Here is a 26,166-nt window from a genome sequence, read left to right as displayed (position 1 = left end):
CTCACGACTCCTTCGTCGCCGCCGGCACGTCGAATACCCGATCGAACGCCCACTGGAACACGAACGCGTAGCAGAAGAAGAACGCGAACAGCCCGATATCGACGACGAACGCGTCGAACCACGAGATGTCGAGCCACCACGACACGACGGGCACGAGGATGAAGATCAGCCCGCCCTCGAATCCGGTCGCGTGCAGGATCCGCCGTCCGAGCGTGCGCGCCGGCTGCCGGCGCGACGCTTCCCAGCGCTCGAACAGCGCGTTGAAGATCATGTTCCACAGCATCGCGATCGCCGACATCGTCGCCGACAGCGCGCCCGAATAGACGAGGTTCTGCTTGAAGAGCGTCGCGATCACGGGCGCGATGCAGGAAATGGCGATCGCTTCGTAGAGCACCGCCTGCGTGATCCTGCGCGGTAGGCCTTGCACGGGTTCCTCCGGTTCGAGGTCGACCGTCGCGGCACCATGCCGCGACGCCCCGCAAGGCTAGTCGCGTTGCGCACCCGCTTCAATTCACCTAATCTCACCCCGATTGAATCGAATTCAACCCGGCCGCATCCGGCCCGCGAGGCCCCGTGTTCTCGAAAATTCCCCTGACCGCATTGCGTGTATTCGAAGCCTCCGCAAGGCTCGGCACGTTCAAGGCCGCCGCGGACGAACTGTCCGTGACGCCGGCTGCCGTGTCGCACCAGATCAAGTCGCTCGAGAGCCGCGTGGGCGTACTGCTGTTCGAGCGCGGCACGGGCGGCGTGCGGCTGACGGCCGAAGGCGAGCAGTTGTTTCGCGCGAGTCACGATGCGTTGCTGGCGCTAAGCCGCGGGCTCGACGCGGTGCGCCCGGATGCGGCGGACGAGCGCCCGCTCGTGCTGACCACCACGCCGGCCTTTGCGGCGATGTGGCTGATTCCGCGTCTCGGTGCGTTTCGCCGCATCGATCCGCATCTGCACATCAAGGTCGAAACCGGAAACGCGCTCGTCGATCTCGAACGCGATGCCCGGATCGATCTCGCGATTCGCGCGACGTCGCGGCAGTTTCCCGCGTTGCACGAGATTGCGCTGATCGACGAATATTTCGGCGCGTATGCGGCCGTCGGGTTCGACGCGCATCGCTCGGACGGGACGCTCGACCTGATCGAAACGGTGTGGGATACGCCGTTGCCCGTGTCGGTCGACTGGGCGTCGTGGTGCCGTGCGGCGGGCCGGGAGGCGTGGCTCGAACGTGCGGTCTTCCGTCATTACGACGACGAGCATTACGCGTTGCAGGCCGTGCTGCACGGGCAGGGGATCGCGCTGCTCAGCTCGGTGCTGGCCGCCGAGCACGTCGAGCGCGGCGCGTTGATGCCGATCGAGCCTGCGGTGCGGCTCGACGGTGCGCGCTTCGTCGCGCTGTGCCGGCCGGGGCGCGAGCGCGAGCCGCAGGTCAGGCGGTTTCTCGACTGGCTCGAAGCGCAAGTCGCACGAACGCGCGACGCGGTGGCGCGGATGGCGCCGGACGAGCACCGCGCCGCTACCCGAACCTGACGCAATACGCCGGCGGCAAATGCGCCGATACCTGTTGCCAGCGCTTGCCGCCATCGGCGGACGTCCATAACCCGCCGGTCGTCGACGCCATCGCGAGGCGCGTGCCGGAATCGTCCACCGCGAGCCCGTGCCGGTACACGAGGTCGTACGCGGGCGCGGCCGGCAACCCGTTCGACAGGCTCTCGAAAGTGCGGCCGCCGTCGCGCGTGCGCGTGACGACGAACCGGCCGTTTACCGGGATCCGGCACGCATCCTTCACGGCCGGTACGAACCACGCGGTATCCGGTTCGTGCGGATGCACGGCCACCGCGAAACCGAAGCTCGACGGCTGCGCCTCGATTCGCCGCCAGTGTTCGCCGCCGTCGGTCGAGCGGAAGATCGCGCAGTGATGCTGCGTCCACAGCACGTCCGGATTGGCCGCGCACTGCACGACGCGGTGCGGGTCCTGCATGTTCGGTTCGCCGCGTCGCTCGGGCGGCATGTAGTCGGCTTCCATGCCTTCCGCGGTCACGCGCCACGTCGCGCCGCCGTCCGCGGTTTGCCAGACGCCGCCGCACGAAATGCCGACGGTGACGTGCCGGCTGTCGCGCGGATCGACCATCACCGAATGGATGCCCGGCGCGTCGTATCCGCCGCCGCCCCATTCGGCGCGTTCGGGGCGATCCCACAGCGGGCGGTTGAGTGCCCACGAATCGCCGTGATCGTCGGAACGGAACAGGCCGCCGGGAATCGTGCCGGCCCACAGCACGCCGGGTTCGTCCGTGCCGCCGGTTTCGAGCGACCAGATTTGCTGAAGCGTCCAAGGCGGTTGCGGCTGTGGCGGCCCGGGCGGCTCGTCGTCCATGGCGCCGTTGCCGGCATGCGCATTGGCGCGGGGAGGTGACGCGTCGGCGTGCTGCGGCGGATAAACCGGGACCGCGCATTCCTCCCATTCGGTGGCGCCTGCGCGCAGCCGATGCAGCTTCACGCCGAAATGCCCCAGATTGAGCGCCGCATACAGCGTGCCGTCGCGCGGGTCGGCGAGCGCCATGCTGACGGGCTCGCCGATGAAATGCGGTTCGCCGAGCGTCCAGCCGCCGTTGCCGTCGGGTTGCAGGACGAACAGGCCCTTGCGGGTGGCGACGAGCAGTCGATCGTTCATATGCGATGTCTCCGGATGGTCCGCCTTGGCGCGACGGCGCTTGGTATCGGGAATGCGCCCGTGCATCGGTCCCTTTATCCGCCCGTCAGCGCCTGCACGACATACACGCGGCTGGCGTCGCCGAGCGCATCGGACAGATGCTGCCGGTCGCGGATCGGCTGGCCGTCGATGAACACCGACAGGTGCTTTCGCAGCGCGCCCTGGTCGTCGACGATGTAGCCGCGCAGCCTGGGCTGCTCGCTGAAAACGGTGTCGAATGCTTCGCCGACCGTGCGCGCGTCGATATCGCGCTCGGGCGTTTCGACATGCCGCTGGATCGACGCGGCGAAAAAGAGGTGCGCCATGGCGGTAGCTGGCAGGAGCCGCACGAAGGGACGGCTTGTAGTGTAGGCGATCCGGCGGGCGCCGAAAGGTGGAACGGAGCCGCCGTGCGCGGCGCGCGCGGGGTGGCGGCGGCTAAACCGGAATCGACCGCCCCCTGATCCGGATCCCGAGCCGCACGACGCCGATCACCGCATTCGACAGCCACGTGAGCCAGCGCGGCATCCCGCGCCGGCGGATATCGAGCAGCAGCACGATCCGCACGGCGTCGCTGTCGTTCCACACCTCGTGCGTGAACGTGTCGTCCCACAGCAGGAAGCGGCCTTCGTCGAGCCGGTATTCGTGGCCGTCGACCTTCAGCACGGCGGCCGGCGTGCCGTCCGCGCGCTGCGGCATCGACAGCACGAGATAACCGCGCAGGATGCCGCGAAACGGCCCGCGATGCGGCGGGATGTGCTTGCCGGGCGCGAGGAACGACAGCGACGCGGACAGCACGTCCGGCGACGCCGCGACGAGCGACGCGACGGTCGGGCAGCGCGACAGGTTGCGCGCAAACGGCTGGCCGTACGCCTGCATGATGAACATCCGCCAGTCGCGCGCATCGTTGGCCGAGATGTCGTACTGCTCGCGCATGATTTCGTGAAAGCGCGGGATGCGCGGCATGTCGCGCGCGACGTCGAGCGCCTCAGCGCGGATCGCGGGCCATGCGCGCACGAAACGCTCGGCATCCGGGAATGCGGCCGCGTCGAGCACCGCGCCGCTGTCGATATGGCGGTCGTATAGCGTGCGCAGCAGGGCGGCTGCATGGTCGTAGGCGGCGGACATGGTCGATCGACGGGTGGCCCGGATGAAGGGGTGATCAGTCTGCCCGAAGCACGGCGGGCATTGCGTTACGTCAGGTTACGCCGGCTGACGAATGAATGACAGTTCGACGAATGTCCGGCAGGCGCGAATGAAAAGGCCGGGAATAAACCGCGTTCCTCCGTCGTCATACGCGTGTAGCACGTCGTCTCATTGACTGATGAAGGAGTGGAACATGAACGCGCACTGGCTGGTGGCCGCCACGGTGGCGGCGATTTCTCTCGCAGGTGTCGCGACGCAAGCGTCGGCACAGGCGCTCACGCGCGAGCAGGTCCGGCAGGAACTGATCGATGCCGAAAACAACGGGCTGCGCTTCGTGACCGATACGTCCTATCCGGACGTGAGCCCGCTGTTCCAGCAGCAGGCCGAACGGATGCCGGAGCGTCAGGCCGGCACGGCCGTCGGCGGCGATCCGGCCACGTCGTCCGAAGCGGGCAAGCCGGCGGCGACGTCGCCGCGTCGAGGCGCCGCCGCATGCGTCGGCCCCGCGAGCTTCTGCGCGATCTATTTCGGAAGCTGATCCATCCGCCTGCCTCCGCAGGTCACGCATGTCCCGTGGTTGATCGATACGTCACATTGAAGGAGTTCATGATGAAAACCTATATCGCACTACTGACGATGATCGGTGCGATCGTCGGTCAGTCGGCATTCGCGCAATCGGCCGCGCCGCTGACGCGTGCGCAGGTTCGCGACGAACTGATTCGCCTCGAAGCGGCCGGGTACGACCCGGCGAAGGGCGACGAAGGCGACTATCCGGCCGACATCCAGGCCGCTGAAGCGAAGCTCGCCGAGCAGGATCTGGCGCGGATGGCGGCGTCGATTACGCGGGCGGCCGAACCCGGCATGCCGGCGCCGATCGGCAACTAGGTGCCGACATGGACCTGTGTTGCGTGATGCCGTCGGCGTCGCGACAGAACGAGGCACGTGCGAAGCGTGTCGCGCGGAGACGAATCGTGGGGAGCGGTGGTGCGGCGTTGTCGCGGCGCCGATGCGCGCTTCATGCAGGCGGGCGGGGTGCGACGCGCGTCGTCGCGCGTCGAAAAAACGCCCGGGCCGCATTAATACGGCCCGGCGCGCCGCAAATCAGCGCCGTTCGTCCGCGATATGGCTGCGGATCACGTCCGCGAACGACGTGTCGCCCTTCAGCCCGAGCGCTTCGGCGCGCGACGTATCCCAGCGGCCCGGCCAACTGCCGACGATCTTCTCGACGCGTTCGTCGGGCACGTGGCGGATCAGCTTCACGACCTCGTCGCCCGCGACTTCGCGCAGCGCCGCGATCATCTCGTCGACCGACACCGACAGCCCCGGCAGGTTGATCACGCGCTTGTTGCCGAGCTGCGCGCCGTCGATCTCGCAACCGGCGACGAGCGCGTCGATCGCGCCGCGCGGCGACAGCAGCCACAACCGCGTCGAGCCCGGTACCGGGCACACGCTTTCCTCGCCGTTCAGCGGCTCGCGGATGATCCCGCTCGCGAACGACGACGCGGCCGCGTTCGGGCGGCCGGGCCGCACGCTGATCGTCGGCAGCCGCAGCACGCGGCCGTCGACGAAACCGCGCCGCGCGTAGTCGCACAGCAGCAGTTCGGCGATCGCCTTCTCGGCGCCGTACGACGATTGCGGGTTCAGCGCGGTGTCGTCCTGCACGACGTCGGGCAGCGCGCCGCCGTACACCGCGACGGAGCTCGTGAACACGACGCGCGGCCGGTGGCCGCGCGCGCGGCACACTTCGAGCAGCGTGCGCGACGCGTCGAGGTTGATCCGCATGCCGAGATCGAAGTCGGCTTCGGCCTGCCCGCTGACGATCGCCGCGAGGTGGAAGATCGCGCCCGTTTGCGTGTCGATCGCGCTGTCGAGCACCGCGCGATCGGCGATGTCGCCGACGATCGACGTCACGCGCGCGTCGCCGAAATCGCTGCCCTTGACGACGTCGAGCAGCATCAGCTCGTCGATCTTCTCGATACGGCCGTCGGGGCCGGTGAGTTCGCCGCGCTCGAGCAGCTTGCGCGCGAGACGCTGGCCGAGAAAGCCGGCGCCCCCGGTAATCAGTACTTTCATGTTCGTTGCCCTATGTGGAATACGGGAATCACAGGTACGGCTTGATCCAGCCGAGACCTTCGGACGTGCCGGCCTTCGGCCGATATTCGCAGCCGATCCAGCCGTCGTAGCCGAGCGCGTCGATCAGCGCGAACAGGTACGGGTAGTTGAGTTCGCCGACATCCGGCTCGTGGCGTTCCGGCACGCCCGCGATCTGGATATGGCCGATGCCCGCGAAATCGCGCTTGAGCTTCATCGCGAGATCGCCTTCGACGATCTGGCAGTGGTAGCAGTCGAACTGCACCTTCAGGTTCGGCGCGCCGACTTCCGCGCGGATCGCCTGCGCGTCGTCCTGGCGGCTCAGGAAATAGCCGGTCATGTCGCGCTGGTTGATCGGCTCGATCAGGATCGTGATGCCGTGCGCGGCCGCGGCCTGCGCCGCATGGCGCAGGTTCGCCAGATAGGTGTCGCGATGGCGCGCGCGGTCGGCGCCCTGCGGCACCATGCCGGCCATCACGTGCAGCTTCTTGTTGCCGATCACGCGCGCATAGTCGAGCGCCTGGTCGATGCCGCGTCGGAATTCGTCCTCGCGGCCCGGCAGCGAAGCAATGCCGCGTTCGCCCGCGGCCCAGTCGCCCGGCGGCGCGTTGAACAGCGCCTGTTCGAGGCCATGCGCGTCGAGGCGCGCGCGGATGTCCTCGGCGGCGAAGTCGTACGGGAACAGGTACTCGACGGCCTTGAAGCCGTCGTGGGCGGCAGCGGCGAAGCGTTCGAGGAACGCATGCTCGGTGTACATCATCGAGAGGTTGGCGGCGAAGCGTGGCATGGCAGCGGGTCCTGTATATGAATGGGGCGGGGCGCCGCGCGCCCCGCGTCGAATGACGGCGGCCGGATCAGCGGTTCACGAGTTTGGCGGGCGTGAGCCACACGGCGATCGCGCCGATCACGAGCATCGCCGCGAGCACGTACATGCCGGAGGCGGTGCTGTGCGTGACGTCCTTCAGGTAGCCGATCACGTACGGGCTCGCGAAACCGGCGAGGTTGCCGACCGAGTTGATGATCGCGATCCCGGCCGCGGCCGCGGAGCCCGCGAGGAATGCGGTCGGCAGCGACCAGAACAGCGGCGCGCAGGTCAGCACGCCGCCCGCCGCGAGCGACAGGAACACGATCGACACCGCCGTATTGTGCGAGTACGACGCGGCGACCGCAAACCCGATCGCGCCCATCAGCGCCGGCACGATCAGGTGCCAGCGGCGTTCGCGGCGCTTGTCCGCGCTGTGGCCGAAGACGTTCATCACGACGATCGCGACGACGAATGGAATGGCCGACAGCAGGCCGATCTGCAGCGTATCGGTGATGCCGGTCGATTTCACGAGCGTCGGCATCCAGAACGTGAGCCCGTACTGGCCGGTGACGAACGCGAAGTAGATCAGCGACATCCACCACATGCGCGGGTCCGAGAACACGGCCTTCAGCGAATGGCCGTGCTGCTGCTGTTCCTGCGGCTGCGCGGCGATTTCGTCTTCGAGCAATTGCTTCTCGCGCTCGTCGAGCCACTTCGCGCCGCGGATGCTGTTGTCGAGATACAGGATCGTCGCGATGCCGACGAGCACGGCCGGCACGGCTTCGATCATGAACATCCATTGCCAGCCGTGGAAACCCGAGCCGCCGTGGAAGCGCTCCATGATCCAGCCCGACAGCGGGTTGCCGAAGATGCCCGACACGGGAATCGCGGACATGAACACCGCGATGATCTTCGCGCGGCGATGCGACGGGAACCAGTAGGTGAGATACAGGATCACGCCCGGATAGAAGCCGGCTTCCGCGAGGCCGAGCAGGAAACGCAGCACGTAGAACTGCGTCGGCGTCTTCACGAACGCGAACAGCGCGGACAGCAGGCCCCACGTGATCATGATCCGCGCGATCCAGATGCGCGCGCCGATGCGGTGCATCAGCAGGTTGCTTGGCAGTTCGAATAGAAAGTAGCCAAGAAAGAAAATCCCCGCGCCGAGCCCGAACACGGTTTCGCTGAACGCGAGATCCTGCGACATCTGCAGCTTGGCGAAGCCGACGTTCACGCGGTCGAGATACGCGACCACGTAGCAGAGCATCAGGAACGGCACGATGCGCCAGAACACTTTCTTGTAGGTGCGGTCGAGTTCGCCCGATTGGGCGGCCGCGGCGGGCGAGCGGCTTGCGGCCGCGTCGAGAGCAGTCATCGTCGTCTCCTGGACTATTGTGTGCCGGCGGCGCGTACGCCGCCGGATCGTGTGTGTGCTGACGGAAGGGCCCGCGCACACGGCGGGCATGGGAAGCAGTGCGTGATCCGTGCGGCGGCGCGTTACCAGCGCGCGCCGAAGGTCTCGCGCAGTTCGTCGAGCGCGGCGTCGGACAGCGGCTCGGGTTTCGGTTGCGTCATCAGCCACAGCCGGGCCGTTTCCTCCAGCTCCTCGAGCGCATATGACGCGTGCGACACCGACGGCCCCCACATCACCGGGCCGAGACGGTCGAGCAGCACGCCGCGCACCTGGTCCGCCAGCGCGGCGACTTCGGCCGCGACGGCCGGATCGCCGGGGCGGCGGTAACGGATCAGCGGAATGTGGCCGACCTTCATCACGTAGTACGGCGTGATCGGCGGCAGCACGTCGGTGTCGCGCCACACGCCCGCGAGCGTCAACGCGACGAGATGTGTCGAATGCGTGTGGACGACGCCGTTCGCTTCGGCATTGCGCGCGTAGATGCCGCGATGCAGCGCGAGCGTCTTCGACGGCTTGCCGCCCGATACGGGCCGGCCGTCGGTGCGGACCTTCGCGATGTCGTTCGGGTCGAGCCGCCCGAGGCACGCGTCGGTCGGCGTGATCAGCCAGCCGTCATCCAGACGCGCGCTGATGTTGCCGGCGCTGCCGACCGCATGGCCGCGCGCATACAGGCTCGCGCCGATCACGCAGATCTCTTCGCGCAGTTTTGCTTCGTCGCTCATCATGCGGCTCCGTCGAGCGCGCGCAGCGCCTTGTCGAAAAAGTCCGTCGTGCCGAAGTTGCCGGATTTCAGCGCGAGGCCGAGCGGCTGCGCATCGATGGTGGCGGTGGCCGGCACACCCGGATCGATCTGCGCGCCGATCTGCAGCGACTTCACGTCGAGCGCCTGCACGACCGCGCCGGACGTCTCGCCGCCGGCGACGACGAACTTGCGCACGCCGAGTTCGCGCAGCCCGCGCGCGATCGCCGCGAGCGTGCTTTCGACGAGATGGCCGGCAGCTTCGACGCCGAGCGTTTGCTGTACGGCCTTCACTTCGTCGGGCGTCGCGGTCGCGTAGATCAGCACGGGCTGCGGCAGGTGCGAGCGCGCAAAGGCGAGCGCCTGGTCGACGACGGGCTCGCCGCGCGATGCCGCGAGCGGATCGATGCGGAAGCTCGGCCGCGTCGCGCGCCATGCGGCGACCTGCGCGTTGGTGGCTTTCGATGCGCTGCCGGCGAGTACGGCCGACGGGCCTTCGATGCGCGGCAGCGACGCCGCGTTGTCGCGCTCGGGCAGTTGCTCCGCGCGGCGGAAATTCGCGGGCAGGCCGAGCGCGATGCCCGAGCCGCCGGTGACGAGCGGCAGACCGGCGCACGCTTCGCCGAGCACGTAGAGATCGTGGTCCGACAGCGCGTCGGCGATCGCGAAACGCGAGCCTTCCGCGCGCAACTGGTCGATCCGCGCGCGCACGGCGGCCGCGCCGAGCGCGATCGTGTCGTAGCGGATCAGGCCGACCGCGGACTGCGTCTGCCGTTGCAGCACGCGTACGAGGTTCGCGTCCGTCATCGGCGTGAGCGGATGATTTTCCATCCCCGATTCGTTCAGCAGCACGTCGCCGACGAACAGGTGGCCGCGATAGATCGTGCGGCCGTTCTCCGGGAACGCCGGGCACGCGATCGTGAAGTCGCCGCCGGCCGCATCGAGCAGCGCGTCGGCCACCGGCCCGATGTTGCCCGCGTCGGTCGAATCGAACGTCGAGCAGTACTTGAAGAAGAACTGGCGGCACCCTTGCGCGCGCAACCATTCGTACGCGGCGAGCGATTGCGCGACGGCGTCGGCGGCGGGGATCGTGCGCGACTTCAGCGCGACGACGATCGCGTCGGCGGCGGCGCCGTCGGCGGGCACGCCGATCGTCTGCACGGTGCGCATGCCGCTCTTGACGAGCATGTTCGCGAGATCGGTCGCGCCGGTGAAATCGTCGGCGATGCAGCCGAGCAGGGGACGGGAAGCGGAAGCGGTCATGGCAGGCACGTCGTTCGAATCAGCGGGCGGGCGGCAGCGTGATGCCGGGGAAAGTCTTGATCACGGCGGAATCGTCCTCGCCGCCGTGGCCGGCGCTCGATGCGCTCATGAACATCTGGTGCGCGGTGGCCGACAGCGGCAGCGGGAATTTGCTGCGGCGCGCGGTGTCGAGCACGAGGCCGAGATCCTTCACGAAGATGTCGACGGCCGACAGCGGCGTGTAGTCGCCGTTCAGGATGTGCGGCACGCGGTTCTCGAACATCCACGAATTGCCGGCGCTGTGCGTGATCACGTCGTACAGCGCGTCGGCATCGACGCCTTCGCGCAGGCCCAGCGCCATCGCCTCGGCGGCGGCCGCGATATGCACGCCGGCCAGCAACTGGTTGATGATCTTCACTTTCGAGCCGATGCCGTGCGCATCGCCGAGGCGGTACACCTTGCCGGCGATCGCGGCGAGCACGTCCTCGCAGCCCGCATACGCGGCGGCCGGGCCCGACGTCATCATCGTCATTTCGCCTGAGGCCGCGCGCGCGGCGCCGCCGGACACCGGCGCGTCGAGCATCTGCAGGCCGGCGGCCTCGATGCGTGCGCCGAGCGCGACCGCGAATTCGGGCGCGACGGTCGCGCTCGCGATCACGACGCCGCCCGGCTTCATCGCCGCGACCGCGCCGTGTTCGCCGAACAGCACCGTTTCCGTTTGCGCGGCATTGACGACGAGCGTGACGACGACGTCGCACCGCGCACCCAGTTCGGCCGGCGTCGCGCACGCGATGCCGCCTTCGGCGGCGAACGCCTGCAGCACGGTGTCGCGCACGTCGCATGCGTGCACGCGCAGGCCGGCGCGCAACAGCGAGCGGGCGACGCCGAGGCCCATCGCGCCGAGGCCGATGACTCCAACATTTCGTGACATGGTCAACCTTGATCGATTCGGAAGAGGTTCATGACGGCGCCGCCGCCCCGAAAGGCCGCGGCCGCCGGCTTCAGCAGATGCCGGCTTCCGCGAGACGGCGGGCGGCGTTGTACATGTGCGTGCGCGCCGCGTTGCGGGCGGCCATCGGGTCGCGCGCGCGGATCGCGTCGGCGATCGCCGCGTGTTCGTCGCGCACCTGGCGCGAGAAATCCTCGCGCGTCGCTTCGTTGCTGCGCGTGACCTTCACGCCGGCTTCGAGATACTGGTTCAGGAACTGCAGCGTCTTCAGGAAATACGGATTGCCGGTGACGGCCGCGATCGTGCGGTGGAACGCGACGTCTTCCGCGACGCCGTCGCGCCCTTCGGCCACCGCTTCGTCGATCTTGCGCAGCGCGTCGTCGATGTCCGCCATGTCGTCGTCGGTGTGGTGCAGCGCGGCTTCGGCGGCGACTTCGGCCTCGATCGCGCGGCGCACCGCGAGCAGATGCGGCAGCGAGCTTGCCTCGACGGCTTCCGCGTAGTCGATCCGCAGCGGCCGGATCGCGCCGTGCTGGTTCACGAACACGCCGCTGCCCTGGCGCGGCTCGACCACGCCTTCGTTTTTCAGCCGCGAGATCGCCTCGCGGATCACGGTGCGGCTCACGCCGAATTCCTGGGCGAGCACGGCCTCGGTCGGCAGCTTGCCGGTGGCCGAGAAGCTGCCCACTTCGATCTGCTTGAGCAGTTGCTGCGCGACATGGTCGCTCATCGCGCGGGCCGGAATTTTCTCGAACATGATGCTCTGGTTTGTAAGGTGATGTGGTCATCATACAAATTTGAGCGAACATCAGCATCCGGGATAACCCGCGCTTTGCAGCGAGTAACGTCGGCTAAATTGATTGGAACCGGTTCCAAGTCGCGCCTAAACCGACGCGAACGTGCGGGGTTCCGCAATCGGTCAGGAAAGGGCGGGCACCCTTGGAGCGGTCAGCCGGCGATGTCCTCGACCGGGTCGGCCGACGCATCGGGCATCGCGGCCACTTCGGCCACGTCGCCGCCGCGCTCGCGATAGGTCGCCGGCGGCACGCCGAACTGCTTGCGGAATTCGCGCCCGAGGTGCGACGCATCGGCGAACCCGCAGCTCGATGCGATATCGGCGACGGTGCGGTCCGAGCTCGTCAGCAGCCACGCGGCCGTGCGCAGCCGCACCTGCTTCGCGAAGGCCTGCGGGCTCTTGCCGGTTTCGGCCTTGAACAGCCGCTCGAGCTGCCGCGTCGACAGGTCGAGCTTGCACGCGAGTTCCTCGAGCGGCAGCGCGCGCCCGACGTGCTGTTCCATCAGAAGAATCGCGCGCTTGACCTTCGGGTGTGTCGCTGGCTCGAGGCCCGGCGGATGCGGTTGCGGCGCATTGCCTTTCTGCATCTCGCCGACGAGCAGGATGCGCAGCGCCTTCTGCACGGTCGCGTGATCGAAATGGCGCAGCAGGATCGCGGCGGCGACGTCGATCGACGCGCGGCCGCCCGAGCACGTGATCCGGCGCCGGTCGATCACGAACAGGCGGTCGGCGATCAGCAGGTCGGGATCGGCGGACGGGAAGCGTTCGATGAAATCCCAGTAATGGAACCAGCTCACGCAGGTGCGGTAGCCGTCGAGCACGCCGGCGCGCATCAGCGCGAACACGCCCGTGCAGATGCCGACGACCGTCGCGCCGCCCGTCGCCGCGCGGCGGATGAAGTCGAGCGTTTCAGGGCCGGCCTGCGGCCCCGAATGCAGCAAGCCGCCGACCACCACCACGTAGTCGAACGGCTCGGCCGCGTCGAACGTCTCCCACGGCGTGATCTGGATCCCGCAGCTCGCGCGCACCGGCGCGAGCGTCTCGCCGATCACGCTCCATGCGCAGCGCACGGGCTTGCTGTAGTCGCCGTCGTCGGCCGACAGCCGCAGCATGTCGACGAAGCCGGAGAAGGCCGTCAGCGTGAAGTTCGGCAGCAGCACGATGCCGAAGCGGATGCGCCGCGGCGCGGGTTCTGCGAGGGGGGAAGCGGGTACGTCGGGGGTCATCGCGGCCAATCTCGTCACGCCGGGCAGGCGGTCTCACTCGTTTCAGTCTGTTTGCGGGTTGCGGCTGCCGGAGGCGGCGCGGATGCAGCCAGCGTCGCCGATCGGCCGCGGCCGGACTTGTGGTTTTCCGTCGCGAACCATCGCCAAAACGCACTTTCCGGGCGGCCGGCGCGCCGCTTGGCGGCGCTATCCCACGCCGATGCCGTTTTTGTTCTATCGGCCGATTTTACGCTTTGATGTACTGGGGCCCAACGACATTTCACGCATGCAACCCAAAGGAAGCCAGATGAACGTCAGCGCGTTCGACTTGTTCAAGATCGGCATCGGCCCGTCCAGTTCGCATACGGTCGGCCCGATGATCGCCGCGTGCCGCTTCGCGTCGCACGTCGAGGACGCGAACCTGCTCGGCTTCGTGCGCCGCGTGCGGGTCGAGCTGTACGGCTCGCTCGGCGCGACCGGCAAGGGCCACGGCACCGACAAGGCCGTGCTGCTCGGCCTCGAGGGCCACCTGCCCGACACGATCGATCCGGACCTGATCGAGCCGCGGCTCGCCGCGATCCGCGCGGAGAAGTCGCTGTCGCTGCTCGGCAAGCAGACGGTGCGCTTCGACGAGAAGGAACACATCGGCTTCTATCGCAAGCTGATGAGCGGCACGAGCATCGTGCATCCGAACGGGATGCGCTTCCAGGCATTCGACGAGCACGGCCAGCTGCTCGTCGAGAAGGAGTATTACTCGGTCGGCGGCGGCTTCGTGGTGAACCGCGACGGCGATCGCGTGAACGGCGTGCGCGCGGCCGTCGAAGTGCCGTATCCGTTCCGCACCGGTGACGACCTGATGCGCCAGTGCCGCGAACACGGGCTGTCGATCGCCGAGCTGATGCTGCGCAACGAATGCGCGCTGCGCCCTGCCGACGAAGTGCGCGCCGGGCTGCTCGCGATCTGGCGCACGATGGCTGCTTGCGTCGAACGCGGCTGCAAGGTCGAGGGTGACCTGCCGGGCCCGATGCGCGTGAAGCGCCGCGCGGCCGAACTGTACGGCCGCCTGCGCGCGCGTTCGGAAGAGTCGCTGCGCGACCCGCTGTCGATGCTCGACTGGGTCAACCTGTATGCGATGGCCGTCAACGAAGAGAACGCGGCCGGCGGCCGGGTCGTCACCGCGCCGACCAACGGCGCGGCCGGCGTGATCCCCGCGGTGCTGCACTACTACGTGAAGTTCGTGCCGGGCTCGAACGAAGCCGGCATCGTCGAATTCCTGCTGACGGCCGCGGCGATCGGGATCATCTACAAGGAAACCGCGTCGATCTCCGGCGCGGAAGTCGGCTGCCAGGGCGAAGTGGGCGTCGCGTGCTCGATGGCCGCGGCCGCGCTCGCCGCCGTGATGGGCGGCACGCCGGACCAGGTCGAGAACGCGGCCGAAATCGGCATGGAGCACAACCTCGGGATGACCTGCGACCCCGTGGGCGGGCTCGTGCAGATCCCGTGCATCGAGCGCAACGCGATGGGCGCGATCAAGGCGCTGAACGCGTCGCGCATGGCGCTCAAGGGTAACGGCCAGCACTACGTGTCGCTCGATTCGGTCATCAAGACGATGCGCGAGACGGGTGCCGACATGAAGACGAAATACAAGGAAACGTCGCGCGGCGGTCTTGCCGTGAACGTCATCGAATGCTAACGAAGGATCACTAACATGAGCCGCTACTCGATATTCAGCCTGTTCCGCAACGGCCTCTCGTATCACGAGAACTGGGAAAAGCAGTGGAAGAGCCCGGAGCCGAAGAAGGAATACGACGTCGTGATCGTCGGCGGCGGCGGCCACGGCCTCGCGACCGCCTACTACCTCGCGAAGGAGCACGGCATCACCAACGTCGCGATCCTCGAGAAGGGCTGGATCGGCGGCGGCAACACCGCGCGCAACACGACGATCGTGCGCTCGAACTATCTGTGGGACGAGTCGGCCGCGCTGTACGAGAAGGCGATGAAGCTGTGGGAAGGGCTGTCGCAGGATCTGAACTACAACGTGATGTTCAGCCAGCGCGGCGTGATGAACCTGGCCCACACGCTGCAGGACGTGCGCGACACCGAGCGCCGCGTGAACGCGAACCGGCTGAACGGCGTCGACGCCGAATTCCTGACGCCCGCGCAAATCAAGGAAATCGAGCCGACGATCAACCTGAACAGCCGCTACCCGGTGCTCGGCGCATCGATCCAGCGCCGTGCGGGCGTCGCACGCCACGACGCGGTGGCCTGGGGCTTCGCGCGCGGCGCGGATCGCGCCGGCGTCGACATCATCCAGAACTGCCAGGTGACGGGCATTCGCCGCGAAGGCGGCGCGGTGGTCGGCGTCGATACGGTGAAGGGTTTCATCAAGGCGAAGAAGGTCGCGGTGGTCGCGGCCGGCAACACGACGACGCTCGCCGACATGGCCGGCATCCGCCTGCCGATCGAAAGCCACCCGCTGCAGGCGCTCGTGTCCGAGCCGATCAAGCCGGTGGTCAACTCGGTGATCATGTCGAACGCGGTGCACGCATACATCAGCCAGTCCGACAAGGGCGATCTCGTGATCGGCGCGGGTATCGACCAGTACACGGGCTTCGGCCAGCGCGGCAGCTTCCACATCATCGAAAGCACGCTGCAGGCGATCATCGAGATGTTCCCGGTGTTCTCGCGCGTGCGGATGAACCGCCAGTGGGGCGGCATCGTCGACGTGTCGCCGGACGCGTGCCCGATCATCACCAAGACCGACGTGAAGGGCCTCTATTTCAACTGCGGCTGGGGCACCGGCGGCTTCAAGGCGACGCCGGGCTCGGGCTGGGTGTTCGCGCACACGATCGCCCGCGACGAACCGCATCCGCTGAACGCGCCGTTCGCGCTCGACCGCTTCTATACGGGCCACCTGATCGACGAGCACGGCGCAGCCGCCGTCGCGCACTAACCACCGCACTGAAGGAGAAGGAAACATGTTGCTGATCGAATGTCCGTGGTGCGGGCCGCGCGCCGAATCCGAGTTTACGTGCGGCGGTGAAGCCGACATCGTGCGCCCGGTGGCGAACGAGACCATGACCGACCGCGAATGGGGCGAATACGTGTTCATGCGCGAGAACAAGCGCGGGCTGCACAAGGAGCAATGGCTGCATACGCAGGGCTGCCGCCGCTGGTTCAAGGTCACGCGCGACACGGTCACCTACGATATCAAGGGCTACGAAAAGTTCGGCGGAGCATCTGCCGGCAATGCACACGAAGAGGGCACGAGCAAATGAGCCAGAAAGACCGCCTCGGCACCGGTGGCCGCATCAATCGCGCGATTCCGTTGACGTTCACGTTCAACGGCCGCACGTACCAGGGCTTCCAGGGCGACACGCTCGCGTCCGCGCTGCTCGCGAACGGCGTGCACTTCGTCGCGCGCAGCTTCAAGTACCACCGTCCGCGCGGGATCGTGACGGCCGACGTCGCGGAACCGAATGCCGTCGTGCAGCTCGAAACCGGCCCGTACACGGTGCCGAACGCGCGCGCGACCGAAATCGAGCTGTACCAGGGCCTCGTCGCGACGAGCGTGAACGCGGAGCCGTCGCTCGAGAACGACAAGTACGCGATCAACCAGAAGCTGTCGCGTTTCATGCCGGCCGGGTTCTACTACAAGACGTTCATGTGGCCGCGCAACATGTGGCCGAAGTACGAAGAGAAGATCCGCGAAGCGGCCGGCCTCGGCAAGGCGCCCGAGGTGCTCGACGCCGATCGCTACGACAAGTGCTACGCGCACTGCGACGTGCTCGTGGTCGGCGGTGGCCCGTCGGGCCTCGCCGCCGCGCATGCGGCCGCCACGGCCGGCGCGCGCGTGATCCTCGTCGACGACCAGCGCGAACTCGGCGGCAGCCTGCTGTCGTGCCGCGCGGAGATCGACGCGAAGCCCGCGATGCAATGGGTCGAGAAGATCGAAGCCGAGCTGCGCAAGCTGCCCGACGTGACGATCCTGTCGCGCAGCACCGCGTTCGGTTACCAGGACCACAACCTCGTGACAGTCACGCAGCGCCTGACCGATCACCTGCCGGTATCGATGCGCAAGGGCACGCGCGAGCTGCTGTGGAAGGTCCGCGCGAAGCGCGTGATTCTCGCGACCGGCGCGCACGAGCGGCCGATCGTGTTCGGCAACAACGACCTGCCGGGCGTGATGCTCGCGGGTGCGGTCTCCACCTACGTGCACCGCTTCGGCGTGCTGCCGGGCCGCAACGTGGTGGTGTTCACGAACAACGACCGTGCCTACCAGACCGCGCTCGACCTGAAGGCGTGCGGCGCGAAGGTGACGGTCGTCGATTCGCGCGCGTCGTCGAACGGCGCGCTGCCGGCCGCCGCGAAGCGGCAGGGCGTGACGGTGATGAGCGGCGCGGTCGTCACGGCCGCATCGGGCAAGTGGCGCGTATCGTCGGTCGACGTCGCGTCCTACTCGAACGGCCAGACGGGCGGCAAGATGCAGACGCTGCCGTGCGACCTCGTCGCGATGTCGGGCGGCTTCAGCCCGGTGCTGCACCTGTTCGCGCAATCGGGCGGCAAGGCGTGCTGGAACGACGAGAAGGCGTGTTTCCTGCCGGGCAAGCCGGTGCAGGCGGAAACCAGCATCGGCGCGGCGGCCGGCGAATTCGGGCTCGCCCGTGCGTTGCGGCTCGCGGTCGATGCGGGCGTGGAAGCGGCGAAGGCCGCGGGCTTCGCGGCCGCGCAGCGTCCGGCCGCACCGCAGGTCGCCGAAACCGTCGAAGGCGCACTGCAGCCGCTGTGGCTCGTCGGCAGCCGCGAGGCGGCCGCGCGTGGGCCGAAGCAGTTCGTCGATTTCCAGAACGACGTCGCGGCGGCCGACATCCTGCTCGCCGCGCGCGAAGGCTTCGAGTCGGTCGAGCATGTGAAGCGCTACACGGCGATGGGTTTCGGCACCGACCAGGGCAAGCTCGGCAACATCAACGGGATGGCGATCCTCGCGGGCGCGCTCGGCAAGACGATTCCGGAAACGGGCACGACGACGTTCCGCCCGAACTACACGCCCGTGTCGTTCGGCACGTTCGCGGGCCGCGAGACGGGCGATTTCCTCGACCCGATCCGCAAGACGGCCGTGCATGAATGGCACGTCGAGCACGGCGCGATGTTCGAGGACGTCGGCAACTGGAAGCGGCCATGGTATTTCCCGAAGAACGGCGAGGATCTCCATGCGGCCGTGAAGCGCGAATGCCTCGCGGTGCGCAACGGCGTCGGCATTCTCGATGCGTCGACGCTCGGCAAGATCGACATCCAGGGCCCGGACGCGGTGAAGCTGCTGAACTGGATGTACACGAACCCGTGGAACAAGCTCGAAATCGGCAAGTGCCGCTACGGGCTGATGCTCGACGAAAACGGGATGGTGTTCGACGACGGCGTGACCGTGCGCCTCGCCGACCAGCATTTCATGATGACGACCACCACCGGCGGCGCCGCGCGCGTGCTGACGTGGCTCGAGCGCTGGCTGCAGACCGAATGGCCCGACATGAAGGTGCGGCTCGCGTCCGTCACCGATCACTGGGCGACGTTCGCGGTGGTCGGCCCGAAGAGCCGCAAGGTCGTGCAGAAGGTGTGCCAGGACATCGACTTCGGCAATGAAGCGTTCCCGTTCATGAGCTACCGCAACGGCACGGTTGCCGGCGCGAAGGCGCGCGTGATGCGAATCAGCTTCTCGGGCGAGCTGGCCTACGAAGTGAACGTGCCGGCGAATGCGGGCCGCGCGGTGTGGGAAGCGCTGATGGCGGCCGGTGCCGAGTTCGACATCACGCCGTACGGCACCGAGACGATGCACGTGCTGCGCGCCGAGAAGGGTTACATCATCGTCGGGCAGGACACCGACGGCTCGATCACGCCGTACGACCTCGGGATGGGCGGGCTCGTCGCGAAGTCGAAGGACTTCCTCGGCAAGCGCTCGCTGACGCGCTCGGATACCGCGAAGGAAGGCCGCAAGCAGTTCGTCGGCCTGCTGACCGAAGACGAACAGTTCGTGCTGCCGGAAGGCGCGCAGATCATCGCGAAGGACACGCAGGTGTCGGCAACCGATCCGACGCCGATGATCGGGCACGTGACGTCGAGCTACTACAGCCCGATCCTGAAGCGCTCGATCGCGCTCGCGGTGGTGAAGGGCGGCCTGAACAAGATGGGCGAGAGCGTCGTGATCCCGCTGGCCAACGGCCGCCGCGTCACCGCGAAGATCTCGAGCCCGGTTTTCTACGATACCGAAGGGGTGCGTCAGCATGTGGAATGAAACGAGAAACCAGGCGCCGGTGGCGGGCGCGGCCGGCGTGACGCTTGAATCGCCGTTCGTCGGCGCGGCCGACGTGCTGAAGGCGCACCAGGCGCGCGCATCGAAGAAGTTCACGCTGCGCGAGCGGCCGTTCCTCGATCTCGTCAACGTGCGCGGCGAGTTGAGCGACCCGGCATTCGTCGCCGCGTTCGAGCGCGTGGTCGGCTGCCGGCCGCCCGCGACGCCGAACACGGTCGCGCGCGGCGCCGAGTACGACGTGCTGTGGCTCGGGCCCGACGAATGGCTCGTGCGGTCGAACGGGCCGGTTCAGGCCGGCGTGCTCGAGGCCACGCTGGCGGAAGCCGTGCAGGGCTTGTACGCGGCGGCCGTCGACGTCGGCAGCGGCTACACGGTGGTCGAGATCAGCGGCGAACGCGTGCGCGACGTGATCGCGCGCGGCTGCCCGCTCGACGTGCATCCGCGCGTGTTCAAGCCGGGCCAGTGCGCGCAGTCGCACTACTTCAAGTCGCCGATCACGCTGATCCCGACCGGCGACGACTCGTTCGAGATCGTCCTGCGTCGCAGCTTCGCCGACTATTTCGTGCGCATCATGCTCGACGCCGCGGCGCCGCTCGCATCATGAAGCCGTTCGACGAACCGTTCGTGGCGATCGACGCGCCGCGCCTGCGCGGGCGCGGCTGGAGCGTGTTCGTCGACGAACTGAAGGTGCCCGCGCGGATCGGCATCCATGCGCACGAGCACGAGGCGCCGCAGCCGATCGTGATCGATGCGCGGCTCGGGTATCGCTGCGAGCCGAGCGAGCAGGGCGAGTGGATCGACTACGACGGCTATTGCGCGCGCGTCGCGTCGTTCCTGTCGCACAAGCCGCATACGCGGCTGCTGGAGACGCTCGTTGCGGATATCGCGGTGCTGTCGTTTCGCGAATGGCCGGCGCTGGAATCGCTGACGCTGTCGGTGTACAAGCCGAAGATCCGGCCGGGGACGAAACGCGTCGGCGTGTCGCTGGACTGGACGCGCGGCGATTACCTGCGGTGGACGGGAGCGGCGGGGCAGCTTTGATCGAAGGGGGCTGGATCAAGGCACGAGGGAGGTGATCCGGTGACTCCATGGGGCGGGGGGGCGAATGCGCCGCCGCACTCGTTTATAGTTCCTGAAATATGAGAACTATCGGCGATCGTTGGCCGCCATTCGCTTTGTTCCTGAAATCCCGGAATTATGGCCCGCACCCTACCGCGACCTGTTGCAACACCCGACCCGCTCGCACTCGATCTCGCTGCACTGGGGGCGCTCGTGCGCAACCGGCGAGCGCAGATCCAGATGCGGATCGACGACGCAGCCGACATGCTCGGCGTTTCCAAAGACGTATTGTCTCGGCTCGAGAACGGCCGTGCCGTGGGGCTCGACAAACTGTTCAAGATACTGGACGGCCTCGGTCTCAATCTGCTCGTCGTACCCAAACGCGAAGTACCGGTCGCGCGCAGCGCATTGCGCGATCACGCGACGGCGCGCGTCACTGTCCCCGAGCCGAACGAGGGCAACAGTTACGCCCGAGATCAACGTTGAACTTTGCCGGCATCAGCCTGCATGCACTTACTTCGCGTTGCGGTTCGCGGCGGGCGCAGGGCCGGACGGATCGCTGACGGGCACCATGTGCGCCTTCCCGTCGTTCACGGTATTGGGGCTTTTCGCGTCGTCATCGGGTTCGAGCACGAACCGGAACGAATCGACCCGCTGCATCACCTTCGCCGCATATGCACTGGATCCGCCGCTGTAGCTCTTCAGCCCGGCCAGCACGTTGCCGCCGGCCGCTTTCACGTAGCCCGACAGGATCCGCGAGCCGACCTCGACGTTCGCATTCGGCTCGGTGAGATCCTTCACGTCGCGCAGCATGCCGCGGTGCGCGGACGGCACGACCTGCATCAATCCGGTCGCGCCATGCTGGCCGCGCGCCTTTTCCTGGAAGCGCGATTCGATCGAAATAATCGCGTAAACGAGTGCCGGCGGCAGCGAATATTTCGTCGCAGTCACGCTCACGATATCCGCGAGCTTCGCGGCCTTTTCTCTTGCGACGCCGAATTTCTTCGTCAGGTAGGTGGTAATGCGGCGGTTTGCTTCGTTAGGCTGATCGTTGGCGTTCGCGAGCGGCGCGGAGGCGACGGTCGGCGCCGATGCCAGCGCGTCGGGCGCGGACGCAGGCACTGCGGGCGCCTGCTGCGCCGCGGCCTGTTGCGCAATGCCGAGCGAGAGCACGATCAGCCAGAAAAACCGTCGTCGCATGGTGGAGTGCGGGGAAATGGGAGGCGCATAGTATATCGGCCAATTGCCACCGATGTTCGAGCGCCGGTTCGAATGAAAGCACGCTGTAGGCTTGTGTCGATTCGGGCGGGCCGGCAAGCCGATCGTTGCGCGGACACGCATCGCAGTCCGCACGAACGCTAGTTGATGATCTCGCCGATGCCGGTTTCGATGCGGCTTCTGAGCTGCTGAATGAACTCCGGATCGTAGGGTTCCCAGCTATCGAGTTCGCCAACGATCTTCAACGGCGATGTGCTTCGATACGATCGCGTCGGATTGCCGGGGAATTTCTTGTCCGTGACGTTCGGGTCGTTTTCGAATTCGCCGGTAGGCTCGACGATGTAGACCCGCGGCCGCCCTTCGCCTTTGGCCATTTCCGCCGCCAGGCCGGCGCCTTTGGGCAGCGCCGTGAAATAAATGTGATTCATCACGACGTCATCGCGATAATTCGATCTGAAGCCTGCCGTCAGCAAGTCGCCGATCCGCAAATCCGCTTTCGTGCCATGAAAAAACGGGCCGGTGTCTAATGCAGTCATCGCTTCTCCTTCGAAACATTCCGCAACGGTTTCTAGGCGCGCCGCGCGCTCGCCGCCCGCGCAATCGCGCCGATCGCATCGCTGACGAGCACCGCGAGCAAGCCGACGATCACGCCGCCTTGCAGCACGAACGCGGTGTTCGACGTCTGCAGGCCCGCGATGATCACGTCGCCGAGCCCGCGCGCGGCGACCGTCGAGCCGATCGTCGCGGTGCCGAGGTTGATCACGACCGCGAGCCGGATGCCGTTGACGATCACCGGGAACGCGAGCGGCAGCTCGACGGACACCAGTTGCTGCCACCCGCTCATTCCCATTCCGCGCGCGGCGTCGACGACGTCGCGCGGCACGTCCTCGAGCCCCGCGATCGTGCTTTCGAAAACCGGCAGGAGCCCGTACAGCACGAGCGCGATCAGCACGGGTTTCAAGCCGAAGCCGACGGCCGGCACGGCCAGCGCGAGCACGGCGACCGGCGGGAAGGTCTGGCCGATGTCGACGACGCTGCGCGCGACCGGCAGGAAATCCGCGCCGAACGGCCGCGTGACCGCGATGCCGGCCGTGACCGCGACGATCGTGCCGATCAGGCTCGACAGTGCGACCGTGCCGAGATGCGCGAGCGTGAGATCGAGCAGGCTCGCGCGATCGTAGATCACCGGCGCGCCGTTGTCCGCGAACGGCGCGAACAGACCTTGCAGCCACCCGGGGCGCAACAGCAGCACGAGCAGCAGCGCGAGCGCGGCCGTGCGGGCGACGTACGCGGGAAGCGAAGGCCGCCGGGGGTGCATGCTGCTGCCGGGCGCCGTCATGCGGGCTTCCTCGCGTGCGAGCGGATCGCGTCGAGCGTGATGCGGCGAGGGCCGTGTGCGTGACGGTTGCCGTCGGCCGTATCGTCCACGGGCAGCGCATCGACACCGCGCCACAACAATTCGGATACCGCATCGCGCAGCGTGCGCGTCGCGGCGATCGGTTCGCCGTCGGCATGACCGGCTTCGGCAACGGCGTCGATCGGCGTCAGCGCGAGCAGGCGCAGCGGCCGATCGACGCCCGCGACGAGCTGTTCGACGACACCGGCCGCCGGCTTGCCGAGAATCTCGGCCGGCGTCGCGACCTGCAGCAGCCGGCCGCCGTCCATCACCGCGATCGTGTCGCCGAGCTTCAGCGCTTCCTCGATATCGTGCGTGACGATCACGACCGTGATGCCGAGGCGGCGCTGCAGCGCGAACAGGTCGTCCTGCGCCTTGTTGCGGATGATCGGATCGAGCGCGCCGAACGGTTCGTCCATCAGCAGCATCGCGGGCTCGGCGGCGAGTGCGCGCGCCACGCCGACGCGTTGCTGCTGGCCGCCCGACAGTTCGTGCGGCAGCTTGCCTGCGAACTCGGCCGGCGCGAGATGGAACAGATCGAGCAGTTCGTTCACGCGCGCGTCGATGCGCTCGGCCGGCCAGCCGAGCAGGCGCGGCACGGTCGCGATGTTGCGCGCGACGCTCCAGTGCGGAAACAGCCCGTGCCCCTGGATCGCGTAGCCGATGCCGCGCCGCAACTGTTCGGGCGCGACGCTTGCCGTATCGACGCCGTCGATGCGGATCGTGCCGCTGGTCGGTGCGATCAGCCGGTTGATCATGCGCAGGAGCGTCGACTTGCCGCTGCCCGATGCGCCGACGAGCGCGGTGATCGTGCCGCGCTGCACCGTCAGCGATACGTCGTCGACGGCGACCACGTCGCCGAAGCGTTTGCCGACCCGTTCGATCTCGATCATCCTGCACGTCCCTTCGCGAGCGACGTCGCGGCTTCGAACACGACGGCGGCCGCCAGTGCGAGCGCGATCGTCGGGATCGCGCCGAGCAGCACGAGATCGGCGGCCGATTGCCCGATCCCCTGGAAGATGAAGGTGCCGAATCCGCCGCCGCCGATCAGCGCGGCCACCGCGGTCAGGCCGATGTTCTGCACGAGCACGATCCGCACGCCGCTCAGGATCACCGGCAGCGCGAGCACGAGATCGACGCGCAGCAGCCGCTGCATACGTGTCATGCCCATTGCGCGTGCCGCTTCGGTCACGTGCGGCGGCACCTGTTCGAGCCCGACCACGACGCTCGATGCGATCGGCAGCAGCGAGTAGAGGAACAGCGCGAATATGGCCGGCGCGATGCCGATGCCGCGGATGCCGAGCGCGGCCGCGAGCGGCACGTGCGCGGCGAGCAGGCCGAGCGGCGCCATCATCAGCCCGTACATCGCGATGCTGGGGATCGTCTGGACGACATTGAGCACGGGCATCGCGATCGTGCGCACCGTCGCGATGCGCGCGCAGGCGATGCCGAGCGGCACGCCCGCGACGAGCGCGGCGGCGACCGAGCCGCCGGCGAGCGACACGTGACGGATCGCTTCGCGCCAGAAATCGTCGCTGCGCACCGCGTATTCGCGCATCACCGAGAGGCCGTCCCACCAGCCGCTCGCGAGCGGCACCGAAACCGCCGCGATCGCGACGGCGAGCGCGGCGAGCCGCCGCCACGGGCCGAACGCGAGGCGCGCGAGCGCATCGGCGATGAGCACCGCCCACGCGAACAGCAGCAGCCAGACGCCGGCGTCGGGCGACACGCGGGCCAGCATGTCGTCGGGCGCGACGACGTGCGCCGCGGCCGCGCCGATCGCGTACGCGAGCGTCGCGAGCCCCGCGCAGCCGGCCGCGAGCCGCCACGCGGGACGGCTCGCCGTCATCACCCACAGCGCGCCGACGGTCCACAGCGCGGCGAGCGCGGCGCCCTGCATGGCGGGCAGCGCGGCGAACACCGACAGCCCGGTGCCGGCCGCGATCCGGTTCGGCCGCAGCACCGCGAACGACAGGCCGAACACTGCGACGAGCGTGAGTACACCGATCAGGACACCGACCTTGTCGAGCGTGATGCGCCGCGCGGACGCCGCCGCGCGGCCCGTCATTTCACGAAACCCTTCGCTTTCAGATAGCTTTTCGCGACGCCGGCGGCCGGCTCGCCGTTGAGCTGGATGCGGGCGTTCAGCGATTGCAGCGTCTTCAGGTCGAGGCTCGCGAACACGGGCTTCAGCAAGTCGGCGATCTGCGGATGCGCTTTCAGCGCGGCTTCTCGGATCACCGGCGCCGGCGCATAGACGGGCTGCACGTGCTTGTCGTCGTCGAGCACCGCGAGGCCGCTCGACGCGATGCCGCCGTCGGTGCCGTAGACCATCGCGGCGTTCACGCCGTCGGTCTGGTTCGCGGCGGCCTTGATCGTCGCGGCCGTGTCGCCGCCGGACAGCACGACGAGCTGCTCCGGCTTCAGCTTGAAGCCGTACGCCTTCTCGAACGACGGCAGCGCCGACGCGCTGTTCACGAATTCGGCCGAAGCCGCGAGCTTGACCTTGCCGCCGCCGGTCACCCACTTGCCGAAATCGGAGAAGGTCTTCAGGTGCTGCGACTGCGCGACGGGCGCGAGCAGCGCGACGCCCCACGTGTTGTTCGCGGGCGCCGGTGCGAGCCACACGAGATGGTTCGCCGCGTAGTCGAGCTTCCTGGCGGTGTCGTAGCCTTGGCTCGCGTTCTTCCATACCGGGTCGTCGGCCTTGTTGAAGAAGAACGCGGCGTTGCCCGTGTATTCGGGGTAGATGTCGATCTCGCCGCTCGTGAGCGCCTTGCGCACGATCGGCGTCGTGCCGAGCGCGATCTTTTCGGTGACGGGAACGCCGTGGGCCTTCAGCACCTGTGAAATGAGGTTGCCGAGCAGGTTGCCTTCGGTGTCGATCTTCGACGACACCACGACGGGCGTGTCGGCATGCGCGCCGGGCGCGACGATCGCGGCGGCGAACGCGAGGCCCAGGATCCGGGCGGGCAGGGCGAGCTTCATCGGGGCCAATCTCCAGGACGGGGGCGTACGCCGAAAGTTACTTGACTGAGCCGGCTTTGGCAAACCGCGTGCGGCCGCGTGTCCACAGACGGTGTGGGGATAACCCGCATCCATCGTGCGGGCTTGTTACACTGAAA

The 26,166-nt window shown here is 67.8% G+C and carries 28 protein-coding genes; 10 read left to right on the top strand and 18 right to left on the bottom strand.

What is annotated here, in order from left to right; translation table 11 throughout:
* Position 1: 1 nt before the first annotated feature.
* On the bottom strand, positions 2-427 hold the full coding sequence (locus QZM15_RS12725; RefSeq protein ID WP_302106503.1) for a PACE efflux transporter: 426 nt from the start codon (positions 425-427) through the stop codon (positions 2-4).
* 146 nt (positions 428-573) lie between these two features.
* On the opposite strand from QZM15_RS12725, the gene QZM15_RS12720 reads away from it, so the two are divergent.
* The gene (locus QZM15_RS12720; protein WP_302106502.1) at positions 574-1,518 is read left to right on the top strand and encodes a LysR substrate-binding domain-containing protein; all 945 of its coding nucleotides are present in this window, start codon (positions 574-576) and stop codon (positions 1,516-1,518) included.
* Here the strand turns inward: QZM15_RS12720 and QZM15_RS12715 are convergent.
* The 3 genes from QZM15_RS12715 to QZM15_RS12705 all read right to left on the bottom strand — a co-directional run bounded on the left by QZM15_RS12715 (position 1,505) and on the right by QZM15_RS12705 (position 3,805).
* Entirely contained in the window at positions 1,505-2,659 is a 1,155-nt protein-coding gene (locus tag QZM15_RS12715; RefSeq protein WP_302106501.1) for an exo-alpha-sialidase, read from the bottom strand. The two genes, QZM15_RS12720 and QZM15_RS12715, sit on opposite strands and share 14 nt — an antisense overlap.
* Positions 2,660-2,733: 74 nt before the next feature.
* Positions 2,734-3,003, bottom strand: coding sequence for a MoaD/ThiS family protein (locus tag QZM15_RS12710; protein WP_059643782.1), 270 nt, complete (start codon positions 3,001-3,003; stop codon positions 2,734-2,736).
* Between the two features lie 112 nt (positions 3,004-3,115).
* Positions 3,116-3,805 (bottom strand): aspartyl/asparaginyl beta-hydroxylase domain-containing protein, encoded by a 690-nt coding sequence (locus QZM15_RS12705; protein ID WP_059575410.1) that lies wholly within the window; start codon positions 3,803-3,805, stop codon positions 3,116-3,118.
* A gap of 211 nt (positions 3,806-4,016) precedes the next feature.
* Between QZM15_RS12705 and QZM15_RS12700 the strand changes: the two genes are divergently transcribed.
* Both QZM15_RS12700 and QZM15_RS12695 read left to right on the top strand, forming a co-directional pair.
* Positions 4,017-4,361 (top strand): DUF4148 domain-containing protein, encoded by a 345-nt coding sequence (locus QZM15_RS12700; protein ID WP_302106500.1) that lies wholly within the window; start codon positions 4,017-4,019, stop codon positions 4,359-4,361.
* Between the two features lie 71 nt (positions 4,362-4,432).
* Complete coding sequence (locus QZM15_RS12695; protein ID WP_302106499.1) at positions 4,433-4,708, top strand: DUF4148 domain-containing protein; 276 nt, start codon at positions 4,433-4,435, stop codon at positions 4,706-4,708.
* A gap of 216 nt (positions 4,709-4,924) precedes the next feature.
* Here the strand turns inward: QZM15_RS12695 and denD are convergent, their stop codons facing one another.
* The 8 genes from denD to QZM15_RS12655 all read right to left on the bottom strand — a co-directional run bounded on the left by denD (position 4,925) and on the right by QZM15_RS12655 (position 13,085).
* Complete coding sequence (denD, locus tag QZM15_RS12690) at positions 4,925-5,896, bottom strand: D-erythronate dehydrogenase (protein WP_302106498.1); 972 nt, start codon at positions 5,894-5,896, stop codon at positions 4,925-4,927.
* A gap of 28 nt (positions 5,897-5,924) precedes the next feature.
* The gene (gene otnI, locus QZM15_RS12685; RefSeq protein ID WP_302106497.1) at positions 5,925-6,701 is read right to left on the bottom strand and encodes a 2-oxo-tetronate isomerase; all 777 of its coding nucleotides are present in this window, start codon (positions 6,699-6,701) and stop codon (positions 5,925-5,927) included.
* 67 nt (positions 6,702-6,768) lie between these two features.
* The gene (locus QZM15_RS12680; protein WP_124658473.1) at positions 6,769-8,094 is read right to left on the bottom strand and encodes an MFS transporter; all 1,326 of its coding nucleotides are present in this window, start codon (positions 8,092-8,094) and stop codon (positions 6,769-6,771) included.
* A gap of 122 nt (positions 8,095-8,216) precedes the next feature.
* Entirely contained in the window at positions 8,217-8,855 is a 639-nt protein-coding gene (locus QZM15_RS12675) for an aldolase (protein ID WP_302106496.1), read from the bottom strand.
* On the bottom strand, positions 8,855-10,135 hold the full coding sequence (gene otnK, locus QZM15_RS12670; RefSeq protein WP_302106495.1) for a 3-oxo-tetronate kinase: 1,281 nt from the start codon (positions 10,133-10,135) through the stop codon (positions 8,855-8,857). Before otnK ends, QZM15_RS12675 begins: the two co-directional genes overlap by 1 nt.
* A 19-nt stretch (positions 10,136-10,154) precedes the next feature.
* Positions 10,155-11,045 carry an L-threonate dehydrogenase gene (ltnD, locus tag QZM15_RS12665; protein WP_059575397.1) on the bottom strand — a complete coding sequence of 297 codons (891 nt, stop codon included), beginning with the start codon at positions 11,043-11,045 and terminating at the stop codon, positions 10,155-10,157.
* Positions 11,046-11,115: 70 nt separating this feature from the next.
* Positions 11,116-11,820 (bottom strand): FadR/GntR family transcriptional regulator, encoded by a 705-nt coding sequence (locus QZM15_RS12660; protein WP_059575396.1) that lies wholly within the window; start codon positions 11,818-11,820, stop codon positions 11,116-11,118.
* Positions 11,821-12,011: 191 nt separating this feature from the next.
* Positions 12,012-13,085, bottom strand: coding sequence for a GlxA family transcriptional regulator (locus QZM15_RS12655; protein ID WP_302106494.1), 1,074 nt, complete (start codon positions 13,083-13,085; stop codon positions 12,012-12,014).
* A 286-nt stretch (positions 13,086-13,371) separates the two neighbouring features.
* Here QZM15_RS12655 and QZM15_RS12650 point away from each other — a divergent pair, with 286 nt between their 5' ends.
* From QZM15_RS12650 to QZM15_RS12620, 7 genes are all read left to right on the top strand, one after another.
* Positions 13,372-14,757: an L-serine ammonia-lyase gene (locus QZM15_RS12650; RefSeq protein ID WP_059575392.1), complete on the top strand. Its 1,386-nt coding sequence runs from the start codon at positions 13,372-13,374 to the stop codon at positions 14,755-14,757.
* Between the two features lie 15 nt (positions 14,758-14,772).
* Positions 14,773-16,017 (top strand): sarcosine oxidase subunit beta family protein, encoded by a 1,245-nt coding sequence (locus tag QZM15_RS12645; protein ID WP_034204196.1) that lies wholly within the window; start codon positions 14,773-14,775, stop codon positions 16,015-16,017.
* 25 nt (positions 16,018-16,042) lie between these two features.
* Complete coding sequence (locus tag QZM15_RS12640) at positions 16,043-16,342, top strand: sarcosine oxidase subunit delta (RefSeq protein ID WP_011547035.1); 300 nt, start codon at positions 16,043-16,045, stop codon at positions 16,340-16,342.
* A complete protein-coding gene (locus QZM15_RS12635; protein WP_059575391.1) occupies positions 16,339-19,350 on the top strand; it encodes a sarcosine oxidase subunit alpha family protein in 3,012 nt (1,003 codons plus the stop codon). Before QZM15_RS12640 ends, QZM15_RS12635 begins: the two co-directional genes overlap by 4 nt.
* The gene (locus QZM15_RS12630; RefSeq protein ID WP_060314087.1) at positions 19,340-19,972 is read left to right on the top strand and encodes a sarcosine oxidase subunit gamma; all 633 of its coding nucleotides are present in this window, start codon (positions 19,340-19,342) and stop codon (positions 19,970-19,972) included. Before QZM15_RS12635 ends, QZM15_RS12630 begins: the two co-directional genes overlap by 11 nt.
* On the top strand, positions 19,969-20,409 hold the full coding sequence (locus QZM15_RS12625; protein WP_034186032.1) for a dihydroneopterin aldolase: 441 nt from the start codon (positions 19,969-19,971) through the stop codon (positions 20,407-20,409). Before QZM15_RS12630 ends, QZM15_RS12625 begins: the two co-directional genes overlap by 4 nt.
* Before the next feature lie 156 nt (positions 20,410-20,565).
* Positions 20,566-20,913 carry a helix-turn-helix transcriptional regulator gene (locus QZM15_RS12620; protein ID WP_226291472.1) on the top strand — a complete coding sequence of 116 codons (348 nt, stop codon included), beginning with the start codon at positions 20,566-20,568 and terminating at the stop codon, positions 20,911-20,913.
* Between the two features lie 27 nt (positions 20,914-20,940).
* Here QZM15_RS12620 and QZM15_RS12615 read toward each other — a convergent pair whose 3' ends face one another.
* The 6 genes from QZM15_RS12615 to QZM15_RS12590 all read right to left on the bottom strand — a co-directional run bounded on the left by QZM15_RS12615 (position 20,941) and on the right by QZM15_RS12590 (position 26,029).
* Positions 20,941-21,627 (bottom strand): lytic transglycosylase domain-containing protein, encoded by a 687-nt coding sequence (locus QZM15_RS12615; protein WP_099317802.1) that lies wholly within the window; start codon positions 21,625-21,627, stop codon positions 20,941-20,943.
* A 158-nt stretch (positions 21,628-21,785) separates the two neighbouring features.
* The gene (arr, locus tag QZM15_RS12610; protein ID WP_060314097.1) at positions 21,786-22,181 is read right to left on the bottom strand and encodes an NAD(+)--rifampin ADP-ribosyltransferase; all 396 of its coding nucleotides are present in this window, start codon (positions 22,179-22,181) and stop codon (positions 21,786-21,788) included.
* A 32-nt stretch (positions 22,182-22,213) separates the two neighbouring features.
* Complete coding sequence (locus QZM15_RS12605) at positions 22,214-22,984, bottom strand: ABC transporter permease (protein ID WP_302106493.1); 771 nt, start codon at positions 22,982-22,984, stop codon at positions 22,214-22,216.
* Positions 22,981-23,934, bottom strand: coding sequence for an ABC transporter ATP-binding protein (locus QZM15_RS12600; RefSeq protein WP_099317799.1), 954 nt, complete (start codon positions 23,932-23,934; stop codon positions 22,981-22,983). The genes QZM15_RS12605 and QZM15_RS12600 overlap by 4 nt, the downstream gene beginning before the upstream one ends.
* Positions 23,931-25,109, bottom strand: a complete 1,179-nt coding sequence (locus QZM15_RS12595; protein WP_302106492.1) for an ABC transporter permease — start codon at positions 25,107-25,109, stop codon at positions 23,931-23,933. The genes QZM15_RS12600 and QZM15_RS12595 overlap by 4 nt, the downstream gene beginning before the upstream one ends.
* Positions 25,106-26,029: an ABC transporter substrate-binding protein gene (locus tag QZM15_RS12590; protein WP_104012533.1), complete on the bottom strand. Its 924-nt coding sequence runs from the start codon at positions 26,027-26,029 to the stop codon at positions 25,106-25,108. Before QZM15_RS12590 ends, QZM15_RS12595 begins: the two co-directional genes overlap by 4 nt.
* Positions 26,030-26,166 lie beyond the last annotated feature (137 nt).

The organism is Burkholderia sp. AU44665 (assembly GCF_030504405.1).
Lineage (GTDB): Bacteria > Pseudomonadota > Gammaproteobacteria > Burkholderiales > Burkholderiaceae > Burkholderia > Burkholderia semiarida.
This window is presented reverse-complemented; position numbering and strand designations above follow the sequence as displayed.

What these genes read in the sequence shown, in the direction of transcription:
- QZM15_RS12710 (WP_059643782.1), bottom strand. Translation starts at nt 3,003, where the DNA reads ATGGCGCACCTCTTTTTCGCCGCGTCGATCCAGCGGCATGTCGAAACG.
- ltnD (WP_059575397.1), bottom strand. Translation starts at nt 11,045, where the DNA reads ATGTCACGAAATGTTGGAGTCATCGGCCTCGGCGCGATGGGCCTCGGC.
- denD (WP_302106498.1), bottom strand. Translation starts at nt 5,896, where the DNA reads ATGAAAGTACTGATTACCGGGGGCGCCGGCTTTCTCGGCCAGCGTCTC.
- otnK (WP_302106495.1), bottom strand. Translation starts at nt 10,135, where the DNA reads ATGACCGCTTCCGCTTCCCGTCCCCTGCTCGGCTGCATCGCCGACGAT.
- QZM15_RS12680 (WP_124658473.1), bottom strand. Translation starts at nt 8,094, where the DNA reads ATGACTGCTCTCGACGCGGCCGCAAGCCGCTCGCCCGCCGCGGCCGCC.
- QZM15_RS12630 (WP_060314087.1), top strand. Translation starts at nt 19,340, where the DNA reads ATGTGGAATGAAACGAGAAACCAGGCGCCGGTGGCGGGCGCGGCCGGC.
- QZM15_RS12645 (WP_034204196.1), top strand. Translation starts at nt 14,773, where the DNA reads ATGAGCCGCTACTCGATATTCAGCCTGTTCCGCAACGGCCTCTCGTAT.
- QZM15_RS12640 (WP_011547035.1), top strand. Translation starts at nt 16,043, where the DNA reads ATGTTGCTGATCGAATGTCCGTGGTGCGGGCCGCGCGCCGAATCCGAG.
- QZM15_RS12660 (WP_059575396.1), bottom strand. Translation starts at nt 11,820, where the DNA reads ATGTTCGAGAAAATTCCGGCCCGCGCGATGAGCGACCATGTCGCGCAG.
- QZM15_RS12620 (WP_226291472.1), top strand. Translation starts at nt 20,566, where the DNA reads ATGGCCCGCACCCTACCGCGACCTGTTGCAACACCCGACCCGCTCGCA.
- QZM15_RS12655 (WP_302106494.1), bottom strand. Translation starts at nt 13,085, where the DNA reads ATGACCCCCGACGTACCCGCTTCCCCCCTCGCAGAACCCGCGCCGCGG.
- QZM15_RS12605 (WP_302106493.1), bottom strand. Translation starts at nt 22,984, where the DNA reads ATGACGGCGCCCGGCAGCAGCATGCACCCCCGGCGGCCTTCGCTTCCC.
- QZM15_RS12650 (WP_059575392.1), top strand. Translation starts at nt 13,372, where the DNA reads ATGAACGTCAGCGCGTTCGACTTGTTCAAGATCGGCATCGGCCCGTCC.
- QZM15_RS12705 (WP_059575410.1), bottom strand. Translation starts at nt 3,805, where the DNA reads ATGTCCGCCGCCTACGACCATGCAGCCGCCCTGCTGCGCACGCTATAC.
- QZM15_RS12595 (WP_302106492.1), bottom strand. Translation starts at nt 25,109, where the DNA reads ATGACGGGCCGCGCGGCGGCGTCCGCGCGGCGCATCACGCTCGACAAG.
- otnI (WP_302106497.1), bottom strand. Translation starts at nt 6,701, where the DNA reads ATGCCACGCTTCGCCGCCAACCTCTCGATGATGTACACCGAGCATGCG.
- QZM15_RS12635 (WP_059575391.1), top strand. Translation starts at nt 16,339, where the DNA reads ATGAGCCAGAAAGACCGCCTCGGCACCGGTGGCCGCATCAATCGCGCG.
- QZM15_RS12695 (WP_302106499.1), top strand. Translation starts at nt 4,433, where the DNA reads ATGAAAACCTATATCGCACTACTGACGATGATCGGTGCGATCGTCGGT.
- QZM15_RS12700 (WP_302106500.1), top strand. Translation starts at nt 4,017, where the DNA reads ATGAACGCGCACTGGCTGGTGGCCGCCACGGTGGCGGCGATTTCTCTC.
- arr (WP_060314097.1), bottom strand. Translation starts at nt 22,181, where the DNA reads ATGACTGCATTAGACACCGGCCCGTTTTTTCATGGCACGAAAGCGGAT.
- QZM15_RS12600 (WP_099317799.1), bottom strand. Translation starts at nt 23,934, where the DNA reads ATGATCGAGATCGAACGGGTCGGCAAACGCTTCGGCGACGTGGTCGCC.
- QZM15_RS12615 (WP_099317802.1), bottom strand. Translation starts at nt 21,627, where the DNA reads ATGCGACGACGGTTTTTCTGGCTGATCGTGCTCTCGCTCGGCATTGCG.
- QZM15_RS12590 (WP_104012533.1), bottom strand. Translation starts at nt 26,029, where the DNA reads ATGAAGCTCGCCCTGCCCGCCCGGATCCTGGGCCTCGCGTTCGCCGCC.
- QZM15_RS12715 (WP_302106501.1), bottom strand. Translation starts at nt 2,659, where the DNA reads ATGAACGATCGACTGCTCGTCGCCACCCGCAAGGGCCTGTTCGTCCTG.
- QZM15_RS12625 (WP_034186032.1), top strand. Translation starts at nt 19,969, where the DNA reads ATGAAGCCGTTCGACGAACCGTTCGTGGCGATCGACGCGCCGCGCCTG.
- QZM15_RS12675 (WP_302106496.1), bottom strand. Translation starts at nt 8,855, where the DNA reads ATGAGCGACGAAGCAAAACTGCGCGAAGAGATCTGCGTGATCGGCGCG.